Here is an 18,753-nt window from a genome sequence, read left to right as displayed (position 1 = left end):
GTCGGCGATTTCAGTGACACGAAATGCCCGACGCGAGCGCGTTCCAGCTGCCTGACCATCACCTCGGTAGTTTCATTCACACTTACAGGATGGCGATAGTTGCCCAACGGGCATATTTGCCCATTGGGCAATTGTGTGGTTAAGGTGTGATCATGACAGAACCTAGCCACCGCGATTGGAAGCGCCAACAGACCTCGCATGCGCTCGCGCGCGCAGCATTCGAGCTGACACGTGAGCACGGGCTTGAGGGCTACACGATTGATGATGTCGTGGGGCGGGCCGGTGTGTCACGTCGAACCTTTGCGAACTACTTCTCGAATAAGGAGGAAGCGGTTACGGCGCTCGCGCTCGAGCAGCTGCACCAGGGAATTTCCTCGATGCCCGAGCTGCCCGCCGACACTGCGTTGTTGGACTGGGTGAAGGGCCTTGCGATTCATCAGCTCTCCGGGGGCCTGTTGGACCTTCTCTTCCAGCTTCGAGACCTTGCGGAGGCGGATCCGGCACTGCGACCGTACCTGGAGAGCGTGCACGCTCAGATTCGCCGCACCGCACAACACGTTGTCGGAGAGCGCGCAGGGAATTCGGTCTCGAAACTCACGTCACACATTATTGTCGGTGCCGCGTATGGGGCACTGAGTTCTCTCATCGATGGGGCAGTGTCGCCGCCGAGTTCGCCCGGCGAGTTCGTCGAGAAGGTCTTCTCGAGACTCAAGTCCGGTCTCTGATTTTTTCATCTTGAGCGTGATCTGTTGCTGCTCGCGCTGCTTTCCCCTGCCAGAAAGGCTTTTCGATGTCAATATTCCTGTACCGTTTGGGGCGCTTCTCCTACCGGCGCCCGTGGGTGTTTCTGATCACCTGGTTCCTCATTCTCGGGAGCGTCATCACGTTGGCGATCACGGGCGGGGTGAAGATCAGTTCTGCGATCACGATCGATGGGACAGAGAGTCAAGCCGTCATCGAAGAGCTTCGTTCTGAGTTTCCTGACATCGCTGGCGGGCAGGGCACGATCGTGTTCACGAGCCCGTCTGGTGAGCGAGTCGACGAGGGGGCGAGCGCAGAAGCGATCCGCTCGTCACTCACGGCGATCTCCGCCAACGAGTTCGTGGTGGAGCGCAGCACAGAGAATCTCGCAGCAGTCATGCCGAAACCTGAGGACGCCACCGGTCCGATAGCGCCTGGTGATGCGCCACAACCACCCGAGCAGATGCAAGGTCATGCCGGGCAACAGGTCTCCCCAGCTGAGCAAGAAATGATGATGCAGCAGGCTCTCCGGCAGCAGGGAATGCTCGCCCCCGGTGTGCTCATCTCTGACGACGGAACTGTGGCGCTCATGCAGATCCAGTTCTCTCTGCAAGTCGAAGACCTTCCTGCAGGTGTGATCGACGACGTGGTCACTACTGCGACACAACACGCCGAAGAAGTCGGAATCATGGCTCTGCCGACCGAGTCTCTGAAACCTCACGAACCTCCTCTGGGCGGGCATGAAGCGTTGGGGTTGTTGGTGGCAGGTCTTGTGCTCTTCCTCACCCTGGGTTCACTCCGGGCTGCAGGCCTGCCACTTGTTACCGGGGTGCTCGGTGTCGCGGTCGGTCTGGGTGGCGCATTCGCCCTGTCGAACACCGTTGAACTCACCAGTGCGACACCGGTGCTTGCGCTCATGATCGGGCTCGCCGTCGGCCTCGACTACGCCCTCTTCATCGTCAACCGGCAACGGCACCTCATTCTCCGCGAAGGGCATTCTGCAACGGAGGCAGCCGGTCGAGCATTAGGGACCGCTGGAAGTGCGGTAGCTTTCGCAGGTCTCATCGTGGTCATCGCTCTCGGCGGGTTGACGCTGATCGGGATATCTTTTCTCACCACCATGGCACTCGTGGCTGCGGCAACTGTGCTTCTGGCGGTACTCATCGCGCTCACCCTGCTCCCGTCCCTGTTGGGAATCGTCGGTGAACGAATTCTCAGCCCGCGGGCACGGCAGAGACAGCAGCAGCGCAGTTACGTACAACGTCACGGTTTCGCCCACACATTCGCCTCCGGCGTGGTGAAGGGGCGGTGGGCCGTCATCATCGGCGTTGTCGCACTCCTGGGGGTCGCCGCCATCCCTATGACTCAGATGTCTCTCGGCATGCCCAATGGATCCACCGCAAATCTCGATACGACCGAGCGGCAGGCATCCGACGCCGTCACCCGGGGTTTCGGTGAGGGCTACAACGCACCGCTCATCACCGTCATTCATGCACCAGACGGAGAACACTTCGACGCCACCGAACTCCCTGCCATTGCCGAATCACTCGAACGCGGTGAGTCTGTCGAGACAGTTAGGCCCATGGGGCTTTCTCCCGACGACACGCTCGCACTCTTCACCGTCATCCCTACTGAAGGAGCCGATGCTGAGTCAACAACCACGCTCGTGCACACGTTGCGCGCAGATTCCGGTGATCTCACCGGAATCGCCGGAACAACCATTGGTGTCACAGGTCTCACTGCGATCAATCTCGATATTTCCGAGAAACTCGCGAGCGTGCTCCCGCTCTACATCACCATCATCGTCATCCTCTCGTTGCTGGTGCTGCTCGTGGTCTTCCGTTCGATCCTGATCCCGATTAAAGCAACCGTGGGGTTCTTGCTGACCATTGGCGCGACGTTCGGGATCATGACCGCGATCTTCCAGTGGGGATGGCTGAAAGACCTCGTCGGCATCGACACGGCTGGCCCGATCCTCAGTTTCCTTCCCATCATGGTCACTGGCATCTTGTATGGCCTTGCCATGGACTACGAGATGTTCCTTGTCAGTTCTATGCGTGAAGCCCACGTGCACGGGCACCAGGGAGCCCAAGCCGTCATCCGCGGGTTCGAACAGTCCAGTCGTGTCGTGGTTGCTGCCGCCGCGATTATGGTCTCAGTGTTTGCCGGGTTCATCTTCAGCGAAGACAGCATGGTGAAACAATTTGGGTTAGCGCTGGCTGTCGGAATATTGATTGATGCGTTCTTGATCCGCATGACACTCGTCCCAGCCCTCATGGCAACACTCGGACGCGCAGCATGGTGGACACCGAAATGGCTCGACAAGATCCTCCCGAACCTGGATATCGAAGGTGACCGCCTCACGGACTACCTTCGCACACAGCGAGGTCTCACCCGAACGCACAGGGCCGAACAATCAAATGGATAACACACCCTCGCACGGCTGACATGCCGTGAGCATCCAGCCCACCAGGCGATTTTTCTACGCTGCCAACACCGCGAAGGAAGCACTAGCCCAAGAAGACACCGAAACTTCACCATACGTCGGGCAGTTCTCACCGATAATTGCCAGGACCCAGACCATGCATGAAGCGATTGAGCCGATCGCTTTCGACTACGTGAAGTTCATCATTGTCCGTGCTGGCAGTGCGCTGTTGTTTAGCGAGTATCGATTCATCCATGGCCGCACTTCCGTCAACAATCATGCCGTCGGCCGGCACGCTGCCGCCCGGGCGCACGATCACGAGATCATCAACGCGCAACTCCGCCGGGCTCACCGTGACGGCCGTTTCACCCTCGACCCGCTCGGCTTCGTCGGGCAAAAGCGCAGCGAGGGAGTCGAGCGCAGAAGTGGTCTGGGCGAGCGAACGCATCTCGATCCAGTGCCCGAGCAGCATAATGACCACCAGCAGCGCGAGTTCCCACCAGAATTCGAGCTCGTGATGCAACAGCCCGAGTGGTGCGCCCCACGATGCGAGGAAGGCCACGGTGATGCCCAGGGCGATCAGCAGCATCATGCCCGGTTTGCGGGCCTTGATTTCGCTCACCGTGCCCGTCAAGAATGGGGAGCCGCCCCAGACATACATCACGGTGCCGATAACAGGTGCGATCCAGGTGGCCCAGCCTGGTACTGAATAGCCGAGGATCATGGCAAACATTGGCGAGAACGCGACGACTGGCACCGCGAGCACGAGATTCACCCAGAACAGGCGCCGAAACTGGGCCACATGATCGCCGTGGCCGCCGTGACCGCAGTGGCCCATATGGCCAGCGTGACCACCGTGATCCTCGTGCCCAGTGCGCTCGTGGTGCTCATGGCCACTGTGAGGCCCGTGGTCGTGCCCGTGGCCCGAGTGTGGCTTCGTCATGGGTGTCTCCTCTCGGCTGGGCGACCGGGCCCGGTGTGCTAGGTGTACTTCCCCGACACGCAGCTCATGCGCGAGCCCGATGGGTCAAAAGATGGCTGGTTGATCAACCAGAAGTGGCTCTATGTCAGGCGCGCCCCTGGCAACACCTGCATATCAGCGTTAATGGATGCGCGATGCGGCGAACGGTAGATCTCGCAATACGGTGGCCAGGCTGAGAATGATTCGAAAGGCTGCGGCGGGGTCATGCGCAGTGCACCATTCGGGCTGTTGCCACCGAGCTCTGACGACGCCCTCGGGAGGCAGTTCGATAGCGCGGCGCAAGCGGCATCCTTTACGCACGGTCATCCGACTGCCCAGCTCGCTTCGGGTGCACTCGCCGCGCTTATTGGTGCGATATTTCTGGGGCAAGAACTTGACGAGGCGGTAGACACAATGATGCGACATCTACACTGTCGCGAACACCATGAAGAGACTACGCGAGTGCTTCAGCAGGCGATCGATTTGGCGGCTGAACCACCCAGCGTTGCGGTGTTGGAGTCGTTGGGTGGCGGGTGGGTAGCTGATGAGGCGTTAGGCATCGCTGTCTACGCAGCGCTGCAGCGCCCCGAGCCAGAGAACATACTCAAGGCGCTCTCGCTCGCGGTCACCCACTCAGGTGATTCTGATTCGACGGGTGCGCTCTGTGGCAACATCATTGGTGCGCTGCATGGAGAAGAATCGTTGCCGCCGCAGCTGGTGTTTGAGGTTGAAGGTCGGGGCACCATCCTCGAACTTGCAGATGACTTTGTATACGAGTTCACTCGCGGGCATGAACTGCACGGCGAATACGGCCCGTACACACGCTGGACCACACGGTATCCCGGTTGGTGAGCGCATGGCTCGAACCTCCCAGACATTCGCGTTGACCGCATGAGGATTCGCACGGCTCCTCGGCTGCGGAGGTAACGAAACTGCACGCATCGGGGCCTCGGAATGCTTCAGGATCTCGAAGGTGAAAAGGCTGCCGGGATCTTCCGTGCGCTATTCGACGATGCGGGTACCCTCGAACGTCATTGCCTCATACGTTTCGCCCTCGAGTGTTACCGTGGCTGATCCAGAAATCTGGTGTCTCTTGTCATCTTGCGTTGACCAATCGACCTGCATCGGCATCTCTTTCTCCGTGTCAGCAGCTGCGGTGCAGGTTGCAGAGGCTAGCTCCTCGTCGTAATCGCAGTTCCAGAGCTCATCATCGCTCGTGAGAATCGTGAGTGTGGTGAGGCTCGTCTTCGTAATGTCGAAAACTCCGTCTGCCGGGGGCGCACCCCAGATGTAGTCCTGGACAGTCACTTCGTAACGACCGGTGACGACATCAATCGGGGTAACGTACCCACCGCTTGCTCTGTCGTCTAACGAGAGGCCACCGCCGACGCGACCATCGGCGGTGGTTGTCATGCATCCCGAAAGTCCTGCGATGGCGACGCATGCAACGAGCAACCCGACGGTTGCACGGGGGAGCGGAATGTGCTGCATTTTGATCCTTTGTTGTGCGAGTCTGACGAATGACAGGAGCCGAGATGACATCTCTCAAGCCTAGCCATAGCCGACGCATAGTGCTCGGCTAGATGCCCTGGTGGTCGAGTGACTTATCGTGCGGGGCGCTGGCCGTGCAGGGACGCACCGATTCCCGAGGCGGGCGGTGGGTCTTACTCGGAGAGGCCCTCGATCAGCGGGGGCCCGTCGCCTCGCAGCGGTGCGACCGGGTATTCAAACAGATCATTTGCGAGCGGCACAGCGGCCGCCGACACGGCTTGTACGAGGGCGTGGTCGCCGGTGGTGTCTGGGTCGATCCACTCGTTCACGAACTCGTCGGCAAGGAACACTGGCATACGGTCGTGCAGCGGCTGCATGACCCCGGCCGAGTCGCGGGTCAGGATCGTGGCGGTGAGGTGCCACCCGTGATCATCGTCGGCGCCGGGCTCGTGCCACCACGACATCAGCCCTGCGAGGGTCAGGAGTTTTTCTGGGCCGAAGATGGCGTGCGGAACGCGTGCGTTTTTCGGGCCGGTCCACTCGTAGAAGCCTGAGACCGGGATCGCGCAGCGACGGTTCTTCACTGCCGCCTTAAACGACGGCTTCTCTGCGGCGGTCTCGGAGCGGGCGTTGAAAGTGGGGAACTTCGTCTTCAGCTCCTTCGACCACACGGGCACGAGCGACCAGTACGCCGTCTCGAACTTCTTCTCGCCGGTCTTGTGGTCGGTGTACGCGACGGGGATCTGTTGGGTGGGTTTCACGTTCCATGAGGATGCGGCGCCCGCGGGCGCCCCGGTGATCCACGCGGCGAGCTCGGTGTCTGTTGCCGCGGGGATCATTTCCTCGTAATCAACGATGACTCGACCGCACATAGTCTGCAGCGTAACAGGGGGAGCGGAAGCCCCGGGGGATCACTTCTGATCGCTGTCGGGGGTGCGCTACGCGCGGGCCGGCGTTACGTTGACTGGGTTTCAAAGGCGTGACTGGGAATGGAACCGGTAAACTCGGGGCTCCGGCCGTGAAAGGAGCAAGCCGATGTCATTGAGGACGACTGCAGATGCTCTGCGCGACGAGCGTGAGCTCCAGGTTGCCGAAGCCATCCATAGCGGTGAAATGGAAGGCTTGCACACGACTGAAGCCACGAAGGCTGATGCTGGTAAGTATGTAGCCGGTGAGATCGATCTTGCCGATTTTGAGGATAGAATTCGTGCCCGCTACGGAATCGTCACGAAGCCCTGAAGATCTCTTCGCGGGGTTCCCCGAAGGTCTTGCCATCTGTCGTGCGGCCCAGGAGGCCGTTTCCACGGTCGGTGAAGCGTCGATGACAGTGACAAAGAGTCAAGTCGCTTTTCGGCGTCGAAGAGGTTTCGCGTACGTCTGGCGTCCAGGGCAGTACGTCGACAGTGACATCCCGGCCGTGCTCTCCATCGCGTTGCCGCGCGAAGTGACGTCCGCTCGCTTCAAGGAAGTCGCCCACCCGTCGACACATGTGTGGATGCACCATATTGAGCTTCATGAGGCCAGCGAGTTGGACGACCAAGTTCTCGGATGGCTTACGGAGGCATACGCGAGCGCGAGCTGACCGCAGCAGTCTCGAACGCGCGTCGATGTCCACGACTACACCCTGGATTGCGAAGAGCATTGAGAACTCGCTGAGCGGGGACCCGTTCATTCAGCCCGGGCGGTTCATCAAGCTCTCGATGGAGATATTCCTGCTCGCGCGCATGCACGACTAGGCATGCTGAGAGGGTCAGCCCGGGAACTGGCTGACCCTCTCAGCGTCAACGTTGAAGACATCGGCCGGGCTGCGCGGCCGAGTCGATCTCAGCAGCCTCGCGGCCTATTTCACCACCGCAATCTGTGTAGCCTGGGCCGCTTCTTCGAGCGATCCGAGATTCGTGAGGTTGGTGAAGCCAGCTTGCTCCATGAGGGTAACCGCCTGGCCGGAGCGGTTGCCCGAACGGCAGTAGAGGAGGTACTCGACGTTCGGGTCGAGGGTCGGGATCGCAGCCGCGACCTCTCCGCCGTTGAAATCGAGCTGCTGTGCTCCGTCGAGGTGACCTGCGGCGAATTCTTCCGCCGTCCGCACGTCGAGGACGATCGTGTCTCCACTGACCGCAGTCTTGCTTGCGGTGCTCGGCCCTGACACTCGTGCTGCCCAGGCGGCGTAGCTGCCGTCGAGTTCGACGATCTCGTACCCGGCGCGTCGCAGCGCACTCGCCGCGACGCTGTTTCGCACACCGCTCTGGCAATAGGTCACGATTGCGCCGGCTTCGGGGTCGGGCAGTTGATCCAGATGCCACATCACCCGGCCACCCGACAGCAGCACCGCGCCGGGCACGTGACCCTCTGCGTATTCGGTCTTGTTGCGCACATCGAGAAGCATGACACTTTCGAAACTGTCGAGCTCTTCCGGCTGTATCAGCTTCGGGGTGACCAGGTCGAGACCGTCGAGTGTGGTGATGAACCCGCGCGCGGAGTCGATGCCGACGCGCACGAGGTGATCGCGCAACGCCTCGGCCTCCTCGCGCGACTCCGCGAGGAGCACGAGGGGCCTGTGTTCCACATCCGGGTTCACGACCCACGCCCCGTAGCTTGCGGCCTTCTCCACGCCGGGGATATTCAGCGATCTATCGACCGTTCCCTCGTGAACCTCCGTGTTGTGGCGGGTGTCGACGAGGATCACGCTGTCGTCTGCGAGTGCCTTCCGCAGGTCTTCGGTGCTGTACTCGACGAGCTCGGGCACGTCACCGATCACCGCAGGGCCGACCTTGTTTTGCAGCTTCATGCGCCCGAAGTAGGCGTGCGCGTCGGGCTGTCCGTTCAGGAGCTCATCGACGAAGCCTTGCTCATCATTGTTCTTCAGATACTTGCCCCACCACGAGAAGTTGCGCTCGTATCCGACCGTCGACGCGGCGATTGCCCCGAGGGCTTTGCCGCACGCGGATCCCGAACCGTGCGCGGGGAGGACCTGCACGTAGTCGGGCAGCGTGAGGAAGCGATCGCGCAAGCTCGCGAAGAGATCCTTTGCACCCGCGAAACGGGTATCGACGAACCCCGCGGCTTCGTCGAGGAGGTCTGGGCGGCCGAGATCACCGACAAAGACGAAATCACCGGTCAGCATGAAGCCCGGCTCTGGCGATTGTGCGCCGTCGGTGATGAGAAATGACATGTGCTCGGGCGTGTGGCCGGGGGTGTGTACCGCCTCGACCGTGATATTGCCGAGGTGGATCTGATGCCCGTGCCGCATGCGCACAGCGCTGTCGAACGCGTCGGAGTAGGTCCAGTCGGGCCCGCCCTCATCAGAGACATACATCTGCGCACCGACCTTCGCGGCGAGCTCGCGCGTGCCCGAGAGGTAGTCGGCGTGGATGTGGGTTTCGGTGACGGCCACGATCTTCATGCCGTTCTTCGTGGCAAGGTCAAGATACACGTCGAGGTCGCGGCGGGGGTCGACAACAATAGCCTCGCCCTTCGCCTGGCAACCGATGAAGTAGCTCGCCTGTGCGAGGTCTTCGTCATAGATGCGCTCAAGCAGCATGATCAGTTCCTTCGTGCGTGGGTGTGGGTGAGTGGGTTAGCGGCCGAAGAGCCGCGAGAAGAACCCGCCACGCTCAGCATTGGCTGCATCGATTTGCGCTTGGGTGTGTTTCCCGTTGCACCACTGCGATGCCGGCACAGACTTCTTCACCATCGCGACGTGCTGACCGCACCCCGCCCAGGTGGTCTTTCCGCAGGTCTTGCAGGTGACGGCTCTACACATGTGATCTCCTTCGCTGGCCCCGCGTCCGAGTTTCGAATACATCGGGGGGTATCTATTTCGATAGATTCAATATACCCTAGGGGGTATTCTTGTTGTCAAGTCCCTGAGCAAAGGAAGTTCGGAAATGTCGGATGCGAAGCCCCGCATTGATGCCTCGGCCGAGACTCGGAACGTGGCGAATCGGAAGATCATTAATCGGCTGCGTCGCGCACACGGACAACTTGCTGCGGTCATTGCTTCGGTGGATCAGGAAGCTCCGTGTCGCGACACTGTGCAGCAGCTTGCGGCCGTCTCGAAGGCGCTCGATAGGGCGGGTTTCTTGCTGATTTCCAGCGCGCTTACCGAGTGCCTGAACCATCCGGAATCGTCAGGCGGAAATGATCCGGAAGAACTCGAAAAGCTGTTCCTCACGCTGGCCTAAGCAGCGCGGTCTGTCTCTGCGCTGCCTCTTGATCCGGTGTGAATCTCGCCCCATTTTTTCGCCGCGGTCGCCCGGTTCAGGGCGTTCGCCTGTGGCTCTTTCTGCAAGGCGAGCCACAGGGCCGCCCATGCTCAACCCGAGCGCGGGGCCTAGTGACCCCGGAACGCCTCCGCCAGCCACCAGGCGCCGCCATCGGACGCGATCCGCGCGTCGAGCACGAGCGGGCGCTGCGGCCCCGAGTCGAGCCAGTCGCGCACGGCGGCGAGATCCGCGACGCGCTGCACCGTCACGCCGTCCGCACCGAAACCGCGGGCGATGCTGGCGATATCCACCCGGGGGAAGGTGACGGTGTCAAGCGGCGGCCGCTGCGTCGCGGGGTCGTTGCCAGCGCCGAAGTGATGCACCTCTGCGCCGTACGCGTCATCGTTGTACACCACGACGAGCAGCGGGAGCCCCAGTCGCACCGCGGTCTCGAGCTCCGCAATGCCCATCAAGAAGCCACCGTCACCGGCCCCTAGCACCGGCAGTCGTTCCGGCTGCGCGAGCGCCGCCCCGATCGCGGTGGCGAGCCCGAGGCCGATGGCTTGAAACGCCTGCGTGAAGCAGAACCCGCGCTCGTCGGGCACGTCGAGGTAGGCGGACGGATAGCCCATGAAGTTGCCCGAGTCTAACGACACGATGCGTTCGCTCGGCAACAGCGCATCAAGTTCACGGGTCAGCACGCGGGGGTCAATGGTGCTCGCATCGCTGAGATCCGGTGGATCGAGCGGCACGTGGCTCCACCGCGCCGCTGCGGCGATCCGCGCCGCGACCTCGGGGGTGCGGTAGCGCGGAGCGGGGGAGTGCCCCAAACTGATCAGCGCCGCACACGCCGCCGCTGCGGTCGCGGCGCTGTCACCGAGCACCCCCAGATCGATGGGTCGGTGTGCGCCCAGGGCGGCGGGGTCAAGATCCACCTGCACCACCCGGGTGTCGGTACCGATGAGGCGCCCGTGGCGCATGGTCCACATGTTGAGGGCGCAACCGAAACTGACGATCAGATCGGCCTGCGAGATCAATTCGGCAGTCAGCGGCGAGGAAAACCCGCCCGAGATGCCGAGGTCGAACTCGTCGCCCGCGAACAGGCCCTTCGCCACAGCCGAGGTGGCGAGCAACGCCCCGCTGGCTGCGGCGAGCGCGCGCAGCGCGGGCCCGGCATCGCGAGCGCCGCGCCCCGCGACGATCACCGGCCGCGCAGAAGCCGCGAGCATCGCCACAAGCTGGGTGAGTGCCGCGTCATTGGCGCGTGGCAGGAGTGGAGCCGACGGTGGTGCGAGGGTGTCGAGCGCGTGCCACGCATCTGCTGGAGCGGGCTGCGCCTGCACATCGAGCGGCAGTTGCAGCACGATGGTGCGGCGTTCGTCACGGGCCGTTCGGAACGCTCGCACCACATCGGCGAGCGCGCTTTCCGCGGAATGCACGCGATGCGAGTCGGCCAGCACCGATCGTGTGAAACCAGGCTGGTCCATCGCGAAGTTTGACAGCACCGATGCGGCCGAAGCCTCGGCTGCGAGCACGATCATCGGGGTGCGACTTTTCGCAGCCTCGCCGATGCCGGTGGCTGCATTCGTGAGCCCGCACCCCTGGTGCACCGACACCAGGGCCACCTCACCAGACATGCGCGCGTAAGCATCGGCCATCGTGGCGGCGCCGCCCTCGTGCCGGGCAGCGGTAAAGGTCACCCCCGCGGCCTGCAGAGCGTTCGTGACGGCGAAGTTGCCGGACCCGACGACCCCGAAGCAGCGCCGAGCGCCGAGGCTCGAGAGCGCTCGCGCGACGAGATCGGCAACGGTGTGGGAAAGCACCCTGGTCACGCTTCGACGAGGGCGTACACGCGCGCAGGGCTGCCGGTGCCACCCACGATTGGCAGCGGTGCGACGATGATCGCTGCTCCCCGCGGGGGCAGCTGAGCCAGGTTCTGCAGTGAGGTCACGCCGTACTTGTCGGCACCCAGCAGGTGATAGTGCACCGGGAAAGGCGGATCAAATTCGCCCGCCCGCCCTGCATCGATGCCGACTGTCTCCACGCCAACGCCAGAGATTTCAGACCGCGTGGCGAGCCACCTGGCGCACTCGGCGGAGATGCCGGGGGTGTGTGATCCGCTGTCGTCGGCATTGAGAAACGCCTCCTGTGAGTCGGCGTATGCGTCCCAGCCCGTGCGCAGCAGCAGCCAGGTGCCCGGTGCGAAGGTGCCGTGTTGTGCTTCCCACGCCTGCACATGGTGGATCTCGAGCAGGAAATCGTTGTCGGCAGCGGACTCGGCCGAGAAGTCGAGCACCGCAGCCGGGCCAAAGAGCCGAGCGGGAGGAATCTCTGATACGTCGTGGCCGTCACGCCCGCTAATCCAGTGGATCGGTGCGTCGAGGTGCGTGCCAATGTGCTCGCCGGTGTGAATGTTTGCATGCTTCCAGAACGGCCCTGGCTCGTTGTACTCGCTGACGGTTTCAAGCGAGAAGTTGATGAGGTTCGCGAACGGTGCTGGCAGGCGCAGGGTCGGGGTGGAAGCCTGTAACTGGTTCGTGAGATCGATGACACGCAACGATCCGGAGGTGAGGGCGGTAAGTAGGTCGGAAAGCACGGGCAATGGTCCTCCTCGATGAGGCGCACACCTTGCGGTACGCGTGTGGCGTTAGCGAACCCAACCAGGGTATCGCTCGCGGGTATCAAGCAGGCGATTGTGGATTCATGACGTGAAGTCTCCCCGGCCAGTCACCTGTACGATCATGTGCTCTGGGTAGCGTCGCACCTCACAGTCACCAAAGTCGCGAAGCACTCGTTAAGGCAACTGTTCGGTCATGAGGCGTCTCCGCGTTCGAGTTCGTCGAGAAAGTGGTTCCCGCCGGCGCAGACCGCGAGCGTCCGTTCAATGAGATCTTCGAGGGTCTCAGACGCGAGCAGAGTGTGCAGCTCCGAAGATTGCACGGGCAGCATACCGGCAAGCTGCCAGACGCTGGCGACCGGCTCCTCAGACACTTCGGTGTCGACCCCCCAGAGCAATTCACCGTAGGTGCTTGCCCGAGAGAGGAGACCTCGCACCTCGAGTTCGAGCTTCAACCTGTGACTGTCGAGGCGCTCTTCCCACGCAAAGTCTGGCAGGAATTCAACCTCTGCTCGTGGATATGGTTCGGGTTCCAGCCACTTCGTGACGACGTAGCGTCGGGTCCCGGTCCCGGTGATGCCCATGAAGTCGTCGGTCATGCCGAAGTCGTCTATTTGGGCAACGGTCCCCACCGTGAGCACTTCTGGAGCCTCACCGGGTTCGACGTTTTGCCCAAAAAACGGGATGCCGAACATAGGCTTTTCTGCCGTCATCAACTCACCCATGAGGTTGAGGTAGCGGGGTTCGAACACACGCAGTTCAACCGGCATGTTTGGCATGAGTACTGAACCAACAGGGAACTGGGGAAGCACGACCGCCATGCGATACTCCTTTGGGTGAGTTCTGGGTGGGCAGCGTGCGCTTAGGGAGTGGCGCGCTGACGGGTGTCTTGGCCCGGGAGGTGCGCTCCAACTTCGGCGGAATGTTCGGTGCCGGTGGCGGGGGACCCTGCGCCTCTGCGCCGCGAGATCCACACTGACCCCGCGGCGAGAAGGGCAAGCGCGAGGGCGATGCCGACGACGTATGCGGCGACACCAGCGTATCCGCCGGCCACTCGGTGCGGGTCGAGAAAGCCGTAGGGGTACCACCACGGGTTGCCGGTCACGGGGTCGGTGATGAGCTCACCGCGCACAAGCGTGTACACGGCCCAGAGCACGGGGTAAATGAGCGCGAGTGCGGCATCGCTCCACTTGAATGGTGCGCGCCCGATGTGCAAGATCAGATCGAGCGCGAACACGATTGGTGCGACCACGTGCTTGATATCGCTCGCCCAGGTGAGGGTGTCAGGATCGGGCACACCATCGTTGCGCAGCAGGAGGTTGAAAACAATCCCGGTAATGACTACGGCGGCACCGATGCACAGAAACAGCACCGACATCCATCGGGGTTCGACGGTTCCTGTGCGCCCCTTCGATACCAGCCAGACACCACCGATGGCGAGCACGATTGCGCCGGCGGCCGTCGACAGCACAGTGAAGTAGCTCAGGTGATTTGCGAGCGCCGTCGGGAGGTGTTGCCCCGCCCCGAGCGCGTACTCTGTGGTCGCGATAATCTGCATCACGATTGCCGCGAAGAGCGCTGCTGCGGTGGCGAGTCGAACAATTCCCCAGAATGTGCGGAGGCGGGGGTTCGGCTGCAAGAGCGAAGGCGAGGTCATGAGCGAAAAATAGCAGAGAGCCGTGCCCCTGGATCCTGGACACGCTGTCGGGTGATGTGTTGCCCGCCTGGTTACATCCGCCTCAGAACTGACCTCGCTAGGGCGGTCCTGATCCGCCAGAATACATACATGGCTGAGATTAAGACGCAGGCGACCGACGCGAACGTGCAGGAGTTCTTGGAGGCTGCGGAACCTGCTAGGCGGCGCGCCGACGGGCTAACGCTCGCAGAGATCTTTCACGAGGTTACGGGGGAGGAGCCCGTGATGTGGGGCCCGTCCATTGTTGGGTATGGCAGCTACCATTACGTGTCGCCCGCGAATCCACGCACCCAAGGTGAGTGGCCGAAGACCGGGTTTTCGCCGCGTAAGGCGAAGCTTTCGATCTACGGGCTCAAGGATCTTCCGGCAGGAGCAAAGCTTCTGCCCCAACTCGGAAAGTACACGGAGGGCGCGGGCTGCGTCTACGTCAACAAACTCGAAGACATCGACCTTGAGGTGCTGCGTCGGCTCATTACCATTGCATACTCGCGCACCGACGACTCATCCGAGTGATGCTCGCCGCGATTGCGTTTATGTAAACAGCGGATCAGGATGCCCCGTCGACCAGCGCTGCGTACTTTTCGCGCGCCGCGGCCGCGATCTGCTCGGCCTCGGGCTTCTTGGGGCCCGGGCCCGAGATGAGCACGGCCTGCCGAAAGTAGGCGAGTTCCTGGATCGACTCCGCGATATCGGCGAGCGCGCGGTGGCCGCCCCGCTTCTCGGGTGTCGCGAAAAACGCCGCCGGGTACCACTGACGCGACAGTTCCTTGATGGTCGAGACGTCAATGCTGCGGTAGTGCAGTCGCTCGTCAAAGGTTGGCATGTACTTCGAAATGAAGCGGCGATCCATGCCGATCGTGTTGCCGGCAACGATGGGGCGTCGGCCCGGGGTGACGTGCGCAGACACGTAATCGGTGACCAGCTTTTCGGCCTCGGCCACCGTCACGCCCGCTTCGATGCGGGGCAGCAGACCCGACTTCTCGTGCATATTTCGCACGAAGTCTCCCATGTTCTCCAGCGCCTCGGGCCCGGGGTTGATGACGAGTTCGAAGCCGGGGTGCAGCGGCTCGAGCTCGAAATTGGTGACGATGACCGCAATCTCGCAGAGTCCGTCGAGATCCACGTCGAGCCCCGTCATCTCGCAGTCGATCCAAACGATCTGTTCGGCGGGGGTGTGTGACACGTGGGCTCCTTCGTGAGTGGGCTGATCTAGTCTAGCCGCGGGCGATTTCCCCCTTCTCCAGCCGCAGCACCCGGTCGCTCATGTGGTGGATCACGTCGACATCGTGCGAAACGAACAGGAACGAGGTTCCGCGCCGCGCTTGCACGTCGTCGAGCAGATCGAGGACCCGGGCCTGCACGGTGACATCGAGGGCGGAGACCGGCTCGTCGAGGAGGAGGACTTCGGGATCCCGCGCGAGGGCGCGCGCGATCGAGAGCCGCTGACGCTGCCCGCCGGACAGGCTCTGCGTGGGCCGACGCAGGAGGTCAGTCTCGAGGCCCACCTCGGTAGCGAGCGCCGCCGATTGCGCGGCTCTCGACGCGCGTGGGATGCCAGCGGCGCGCAGAGCATCGGCGAGGATCTGGCCCCCGGTCGCGCCCCGCGGGAAGGAATCCAGCGGGTCTTGCGGAACGAACGCTAGCCGTCTCCGCAGCTGCAGGCGCGCGGCGGCAGAGAGCGCCTGGCGATCCACACTGTCGATGCGCACGGTGCCCGCATCGGGGCGCTGCAGCCCGAGCGCGACGCGCAGAAGCGTGGTCTTGCCCGATCCGCTCTCGCCAACAAGCCCGACGGTTTCTCCTGCCCCGAGTTCGAGCGATACGCCCCGCAAGACCCGGTGCGTGCCAAACGACACCGAGATGTCGGCAAGCTCGAGCCGTGGGGCGCATGTGCCCCGGGGCACAGCGATCGGTGCGACAGGCGTGGAGGCGGGAAGTTTCTGGGAATCGTCGGGCGTAACGGACGCGCCGGTCAGCCGCATCCCGCGAGGCTTGCCCGCGGGAGAGGACTCGAGCAACTCCCGGGTGAACGGGTGCGCCGGGTGGGTCAGCACACGGGCCGGGTCGCCCGCCTCGATGATGCGCCCGTGACGCATCACCAGCACCCGGTCGGCGACGCCGCGCACGCTCGCAAGGTCGTGCGTGATGAGGAGCACCCCGCACCCCTGGTCGACCCGCTGCCGCAACCGGGCGAGCACGTTGCCGCGGTGACCGGCATCAAGGGCCGTGGTGGGCTCGTCCGCGACGATGAATTCCGGGTCTGCGATGAGCGCCGCGGCGACGAGCGCGCGCTGGCGGAGCCCACCGCTCAGCTCGTCAGAGCGCAGCCGCAGGTGACGAGCGGGTTCCGGCATGCCCGCGTCGCCCAGAGCCGCGAGCACGCGGTGCCGGCGCTCCGCGCCAGCAGCGAGGCGATGCAGGCGAAGCGCGTCGCCCACCTCGTGCTCCACGCGGCGCAGCGGATCGAGCGCACCGAGCGCGTCTTGCGGTATCAGCGAACCGTGTGCGCCGCGAATGGCATCCCATCGCCGGTGGCCGGGCTGAGGCGCGGCCCCGAGGGTGCCGCCCGGGGCGACAATTTCGAGCGAAGTGTGCGTGGCGATCGCGGTGCGGGGGAGCAGGCCGAGCAGCGCGCGTGCAGTGAGGGACTTGCCCGATCCGCTCTCGCCCACGAGCGCCACGCACTCGCCAGCGTGTACCACCAGACTCACCTCGTCGACCGCGGGGGCCCGGTGCCCGGGAAAGCGAATCGTGAGCGACTCGACCCGCGCGAGTACCGCGCTCATGCAAACCGCCGCTCACGCTCGAGGGCGCGACCGATCACAGTCGTCGCGATGCCGACCGCGAGGATCATCGCGCCGGGGAAGAACGTGATCCACCAGGCCTTGGTGAGGTAGGGCCGACCGGAGTTGAGCATCGCGCCCCACTCGGGGGCCGGGGGCGGCGACCCGAGCCCGAGAAAGCCGAGCGCCGCGGCGAGCACGACCGCGTGCCCCACCCCCAGGGTGGCGAGGACCAAGACGGGGCGCATCGCCTCGGGAAGCACGAGGGTCGCCCAGACGCGAGCCCCGCGGTCGCCCTGGAGTCGGGCGGCCTCGACCGGGCCGGATCCCAGCGCCTGACGAACTCCGCCGCGCACCATCCGCGCGTAGCCGGGCGCGGTCGAAATGGCGACCGCGACCACGATCGACGCGGTGCCCGGACCCCAGACGGTGATGAGCAGCAGCGCGAGTAGCAGGCCGGGGAACGCGAACAGCGCCTCGATGACGCGGTCGGCGACGAACCTCAGTGGGGCGAGCACCCTCCCGCGGCTGCCTCCCGCGAGGGCTCCGAGCGCGATGCCGGCTCCGAGACCGAGCAGGGTGGCCGCGGTCCCGATGACGAGCGAGTCGCGCGCGCCGAAGATGACGCGGCTGAGCACATCCCGGCCCGAATCGTCGGTGCCAAAGGGGTGGGCGAGCGAGGGCGGGGCGAAGGCATCTGCCGGGTTCACCGCGAGCGGGGGGAAGGGTGCCAGAATGCCGGGCACAAGCGCCCACACCACGAGTACCCCGAGCGCGGCGAGGGCGATCCACTCGCCGGCACTCAACCCGCTGCGCCGCGCGAATGTGCTGCGCCGGAACCCATCGCGCAGTGCCACCCCCCTACGCACGCGCCACCGCCTGCGCGAGCCGAGACTCGGTGCGCGGATCCACGCGAGAGATGACAAGATCGGTGATGAGCGCGACCACCACGTAGGCGCACGCAGAGAACAGCACCACACCGAGCACCACCGGCACGTCGCGGCCGAGCACTGCGGTCACCAGGGTGCGGCCGAGCCCGGGCCTAGCGAAAATCACTTCAATAACCGCCGCACCCCCGAGCAGCGAGCCGAGAGCCCAGGCCGTGAGATTCAGGCCCGGCACCAGGCCGTGGCGCACCACGTGACGCACCCTGATGCCGAGCTCGGTCTCGCCACGCGCGCGGGCGCTCTCGATGAAGGGCGCGGAGCGGGCGGCATCCACCCCGGCTCGGCACACCTGGGCAAGGAATCCGGCGGTGGGAATCGCCAGGGCCAGTGCGGGCAACACGATACCCGAGAACCCGCCGGTGCTGACGGGAGGAAACCATCCGAGCACGCTCGCGAAGACGAGCACCAGCAGGCTCGCCAGCCAGAAATTTGGCATCGCGGCTGCGGTGAGGTCGAGGGCCGACGCAACCGAGCGGGCGCGGCGCGAGTGCCCGCTCGCGATCACCACGCTCACCAGGGCGAGCGCCCAGGCGAGCAGCAGCGCGGTGAGGGTGAGTAGCAGAGTCGGCCCGATTGCGCCCCCGAGCACCTCGGAAACGGGGATCCGCTGCGCGTAAGACACCCCCAGATCACCGCGCAGCAGTCTCCACATGAAGTCGACGTACTGGGTGAGGATCGGGCGGTCGAGGCCAAATTCGGCTCGGGCCGCCTCGAGTGCCGCGGCGCTCGCCTGGCTGCCCGGGCCGCCGAGAGCGGCCTCCGCGGGGTCGCCCGGGATGAACTGCAGGGCGACGAAGGCGAGGGTGGCGACGGTCACGAGCACGGCGACCGCGCCGCCCACGCGTGCCGTTGCCCGCCACCACCATCCCTCGCCGGTCATCGCTCAG

Annotated in this window: 20 protein-coding genes and 2 pseudogenes; 8 read left to right on the top strand and 14 right to left on the bottom strand. The window is 63.9% G+C overall.

What is annotated here, in order from left to right:
- Positions 1 to 152 precede the first annotated feature (152 nt).
- Both ACR0R4_RS06320 and ACR0R4_RS06315 read left to right on the top strand, forming a co-directional pair.
- Positions 153 to 725: a TetR/AcrR family transcriptional regulator gene (locus tag ACR0R4_RS06320; RefSeq protein WP_130108807.1), complete on the top strand. Its 573-nt coding sequence runs from the start codon at positions 153 to 155 to the stop codon at positions 723 to 725.
- Between the two features lie 65 nt (positions 726 to 790).
- Positions 791 to 3,169 (top strand): MMPL family transporter, encoded by a 2,379-nt coding sequence (locus ACR0R4_RS06315; protein ID WP_433646503.1) that lies wholly within the window; start codon positions 791 to 793, stop codon positions 3,167 to 3,169.
- 217 nt (positions 3,170 to 3,386) lie between these two features.
- Here ACR0R4_RS06315 and ACR0R4_RS06310 read toward each other — a convergent pair.
- Positions 3,387 to 4,109 (bottom strand): annotated as a pseudogene (locus ACR0R4_RS06310) (P-type ATPase actuator domain-containing protein); the annotation flags it as partial.
- 189 nt (positions 4,110 to 4,298) lie between these two features.
- On the opposite strand from ACR0R4_RS06310, the gene ACR0R4_RS06305 reads away from it, so the two are divergent.
- Positions 4,299 to 4,979 (top strand): ADP-ribosylglycohydrolase family protein, encoded by a 681-nt coding sequence (locus tag ACR0R4_RS06305; protein WP_433646527.1) that lies wholly within the window; start codon positions 4,299 to 4,301, stop codon positions 4,977 to 4,979.
- Positions 4,980 to 5,129: 150 nt separating this feature from the next.
- Here ACR0R4_RS06305 and ACR0R4_RS06300 read toward each other — a convergent pair whose 3' ends face one another.
- Together ACR0R4_RS06300 and ACR0R4_RS06295 are read right to left on the bottom strand one after the other, a co-directional pair.
- Positions 5,130 to 5,618 carry a hypothetical protein gene (locus ACR0R4_RS06300; protein ID WP_433646502.1) on the bottom strand — a complete coding sequence of 163 codons (489 nt, stop codon included), beginning with the start codon at positions 5,616 to 5,618 and terminating at the stop codon, positions 5,130 to 5,132.
- Positions 5,619 to 5,791: 173 nt separating this feature from the next.
- Positions 5,792 to 6,490 carry an SOS response-associated peptidase gene (locus ACR0R4_RS06295; protein ID WP_433646501.1) on the bottom strand — a complete coding sequence of 233 codons (699 nt, stop codon included), beginning with the start codon at positions 6,488 to 6,490 and terminating at the stop codon, positions 5,792 to 5,794.
- Between the two features lie 163 nt (positions 6,491 to 6,653).
- Here ACR0R4_RS06295 and ACR0R4_RS06290 point away from each other — a divergent pair, with 163 nt between their 5' ends.
- Genes ACR0R4_RS06290 through ACR0R4_RS06280 form a run of 3 tightly spaced genes read left to right on the top strand, consistent with a single transcriptional unit; the run spans position 6,654 to position 7,354 of the window.
- Entirely contained in the window at positions 6,654 to 6,857 is a 204-nt protein-coding gene (locus ACR0R4_RS06290) for an antitoxin VbhA family protein (RefSeq protein WP_433646500.1), read from the top strand.
- A complete protein-coding gene (locus ACR0R4_RS06285; RefSeq protein ID WP_433646499.1) occupies positions 6,790 to 7,200 on the top strand; it encodes a DUF5655 domain-containing protein in 411 nt (136 codons plus the stop codon). The genes ACR0R4_RS06290 and ACR0R4_RS06285 overlap by 68 nt, the downstream gene beginning before the upstream one ends.
- 25 nt (positions 7,201 to 7,225) lie before the next feature.
- On the top strand, positions 7,226 to 7,354 hold the full coding sequence (locus tag ACR0R4_RS06280) for a hypothetical protein (RefSeq protein ID WP_433646498.1): 129 nt from the start codon (positions 7,226 to 7,228) through the stop codon (positions 7,352 to 7,354).
- Between the two features lie 104 nt (positions 7,355 to 7,458).
- Here ACR0R4_RS06280 and ACR0R4_RS06275 read toward each other — a convergent pair whose 3' ends face one another.
- The 3 genes and pseudogenes from ACR0R4_RS06275 to ACR0R4_RS06265 all read right to left on the bottom strand — a co-directional run bounded on the left by ACR0R4_RS06275 (position 7,459) and on the right by ACR0R4_RS06265 (position 9,381).
- Positions 7,459 to 7,767, bottom strand: coding sequence for a rhodanese-like domain-containing protein (locus tag ACR0R4_RS06275; RefSeq protein ID WP_433646526.1), 309 nt, complete (start codon positions 7,765 to 7,767; stop codon positions 7,459 to 7,461).
- Positions 7,768 to 7,770: 3 nt separating this feature from the next.
- Positions 7,771 to 9,159, bottom strand: a pseudogene (locus ACR0R4_RS06270) (MBL fold metallo-hydrolase); the annotation flags it as partial.
- 36 nt (positions 9,160 to 9,195) lie between these two features.
- Complete coding sequence (locus ACR0R4_RS06265; protein WP_433646497.1) at positions 9,196 to 9,381, bottom strand: DUF8730 family Cys-rich protein; 186 nt, start codon at positions 9,379 to 9,381, stop codon at positions 9,196 to 9,198.
- 124 nt (positions 9,382 to 9,505) lie between these two features.
- Here ACR0R4_RS06265 and ACR0R4_RS06260 point away from each other — a divergent pair, with 124 nt between their 5' ends.
- Positions 9,506 to 9,802, top strand: coding sequence for a metal-sensitive transcriptional regulator (locus tag ACR0R4_RS06260; protein ID WP_433646496.1), 297 nt, complete (start codon positions 9,506 to 9,508; stop codon positions 9,800 to 9,802).
- Between the two features lie 149 nt (positions 9,803 to 9,951).
- Here the strand turns inward: ACR0R4_RS06260 and ACR0R4_RS06255 are convergent, their stop codons facing one another.
- From ACR0R4_RS06255 to ACR0R4_RS06240, 4 genes are all read right to left on the bottom strand, one after another.
- Positions 9,952 to 11,646: a thiamine pyrophosphate-binding protein gene (locus ACR0R4_RS06255; RefSeq protein WP_433646495.1), complete on the bottom strand. Its 1,695-nt coding sequence runs from the start codon at positions 11,644 to 11,646 to the stop codon at positions 9,952 to 9,954.
- A 5-nt stretch (positions 11,647 to 11,651) separates the two neighbouring features.
- A complete protein-coding gene (locus ACR0R4_RS06250) occupies positions 11,652 to 12,425 on the bottom strand; it encodes a cyclase family protein (protein ID WP_433646494.1) in 774 nt (257 codons plus the stop codon).
- A gap of 209 nt (positions 12,426 to 12,634) precedes the next feature.
- Positions 12,635 to 13,261: an LON peptidase substrate-binding domain-containing protein gene (locus tag ACR0R4_RS06245; protein ID WP_433646493.1), complete on the bottom strand. Its 627-nt coding sequence runs from the start codon at positions 13,259 to 13,261 to the stop codon at positions 12,635 to 12,637.
- Between the two features lie 41 nt (positions 13,262 to 13,302).
- Positions 13,303 to 14,097 carry a Pr6Pr family membrane protein gene (locus ACR0R4_RS06240; protein WP_433646492.1) on the bottom strand — a complete coding sequence of 265 codons (795 nt, stop codon included), beginning with the start codon at positions 14,095 to 14,097 and terminating at the stop codon, positions 13,303 to 13,305.
- Between the two features lie 129 nt (positions 14,098 to 14,226).
- Between ACR0R4_RS06240 and ACR0R4_RS06235 the strand changes: the two genes are divergently transcribed.
- Complete coding sequence (locus tag ACR0R4_RS06235) at positions 14,227 to 14,649, top strand: DUF1801 domain-containing protein (RefSeq protein ID WP_433646491.1); 423 nt, start codon at positions 14,227 to 14,229, stop codon at positions 14,647 to 14,649.
- A gap of 34 nt (positions 14,650 to 14,683) precedes the next feature.
- On the opposite strand, the gene orn is transcribed toward ACR0R4_RS06235, so the two are convergent.
- The 4 genes from orn to ACR0R4_RS06215 are packed head-to-tail and all read right to left on the bottom strand — an operon-like array spanning position 14,684 to position 18,746.
- A complete protein-coding gene (gene orn / locus ACR0R4_RS06230; RefSeq protein WP_433646490.1) occupies positions 14,684 to 15,319 on the bottom strand; it encodes an oligoribonuclease in 636 nt (211 codons plus the stop codon).
- A gap of 31 nt (positions 15,320 to 15,350) precedes the next feature.
- A complete protein-coding gene (locus ACR0R4_RS06225; protein WP_433646489.1) occupies positions 15,351 to 16,922 on the bottom strand; it encodes an ATP-binding cassette domain-containing protein in 1,572 nt (523 codons plus the stop codon).
- A complete protein-coding gene (locus tag ACR0R4_RS06220; protein WP_433646488.1) occupies positions 16,919 to 17,788 on the bottom strand; it encodes an ABC transporter permease in 870 nt (289 codons plus the stop codon). Before ACR0R4_RS06220 ends, ACR0R4_RS06225 begins: the two co-directional genes overlap by 4 nt.
- The gene (locus ACR0R4_RS06215; RefSeq protein ID WP_433646487.1) at positions 17,781 to 18,746 is read right to left on the bottom strand and encodes an ABC transporter permease; all 966 of its coding nucleotides are present in this window, start codon (positions 18,744 to 18,746) and stop codon (positions 17,781 to 17,783) included. Before ACR0R4_RS06215 ends, ACR0R4_RS06220 begins: the two co-directional genes overlap by 8 nt.
- Positions 18,747 to 18,753: the final 7 nt, after the last annotated feature.

The sequence above is a fragment of the Leucobacter fengyongliangi genome, from assembly GCF_050971685.1.
In the GTDB taxonomy this organism is placed as follows: domain Bacteria; phylum Actinomycetota; class Actinomycetes; order Actinomycetales; family Microbacteriaceae; genus Leucobacter.
This window is presented reverse-complemented; position numbering and strand designations above follow the sequence as displayed.

Excerpts from the sequence above, each read along its gene's own strand:
- ACR0R4_RS06235 (WP_433646491.1), top strand. The coding sequence starts at position 14,227 with ATGGCTGAGATTAAGACGCAGGCGACCGACGCGAACGTGCAGGAGTTC.
- ACR0R4_RS06300 (WP_433646502.1), bottom strand. The coding sequence starts at position 5,618 with ATGCAGCACATTCCGCTCCCCCGTGCAACCGTCGGGTTGCTCGTTGCA.
- ACR0R4_RS06315 (WP_433646503.1), top strand. The coding sequence starts at position 791 with ATGTCAATATTCCTGTACCGTTTGGGGCGCTTCTCCTACCGGCGCCCG.
- ACR0R4_RS06280 (WP_433646498.1), top strand. The coding sequence starts at position 7,226 with ATGTCCACGACTACACCCTGGATTGCGAAGAGCATTGAGAACTCGCTG.
- ACR0R4_RS06260 (WP_433646496.1), top strand. The coding sequence starts at position 9,506 with ATGTCGGATGCGAAGCCCCGCATTGATGCCTCGGCCGAGACTCGGAAC.
- ACR0R4_RS06225 (WP_433646489.1), bottom strand. The coding sequence starts at position 16,922 with ATGAGCGCGGTACTCGCGCGGGTCGAGTCGCTCACGATTCGCTTTCCC.
- ACR0R4_RS06240 (WP_433646492.1), bottom strand. The coding sequence starts at position 14,097 with ATGACCTCGCCTTCGCTCTTGCAGCCGAACCCCCGCCTCCGCACATTC.
- ACR0R4_RS06245 (WP_433646493.1), bottom strand. The coding sequence starts at position 13,261 with ATGGCGGTCGTGCTTCCCCAGTTCCCTGTTGGTTCAGTACTCATGCCA.
- ACR0R4_RS06295 (WP_433646501.1), bottom strand. The coding sequence starts at position 6,490 with ATGTGCGGTCGAGTCATCGTTGATTACGAGGAAATGATCCCCGCGGCA.
- ACR0R4_RS06320 (WP_130108807.1), top strand. The coding sequence starts at position 153 with ATGACAGAACCTAGCCACCGCGATTGGAAGCGCCAACAGACCTCGCAT.
- ACR0R4_RS06265 (WP_433646497.1), bottom strand. The coding sequence starts at position 9,381 with ATGTGTAGAGCCGTCACCTGCAAGACCTGCGGAAAGACCACCTGGGCG.
- ACR0R4_RS06290 (WP_433646500.1), top strand. The coding sequence starts at position 6,654 with ATGTCATTGAGGACGACTGCAGATGCTCTGCGCGACGAGCGTGAGCTC.
- ACR0R4_RS06215 (WP_433646487.1), bottom strand. The coding sequence starts at position 18,746 with ATGACCGGCGAGGGATGGTGGTGGCGGGCAACGGCACGCGTGGGCGGC.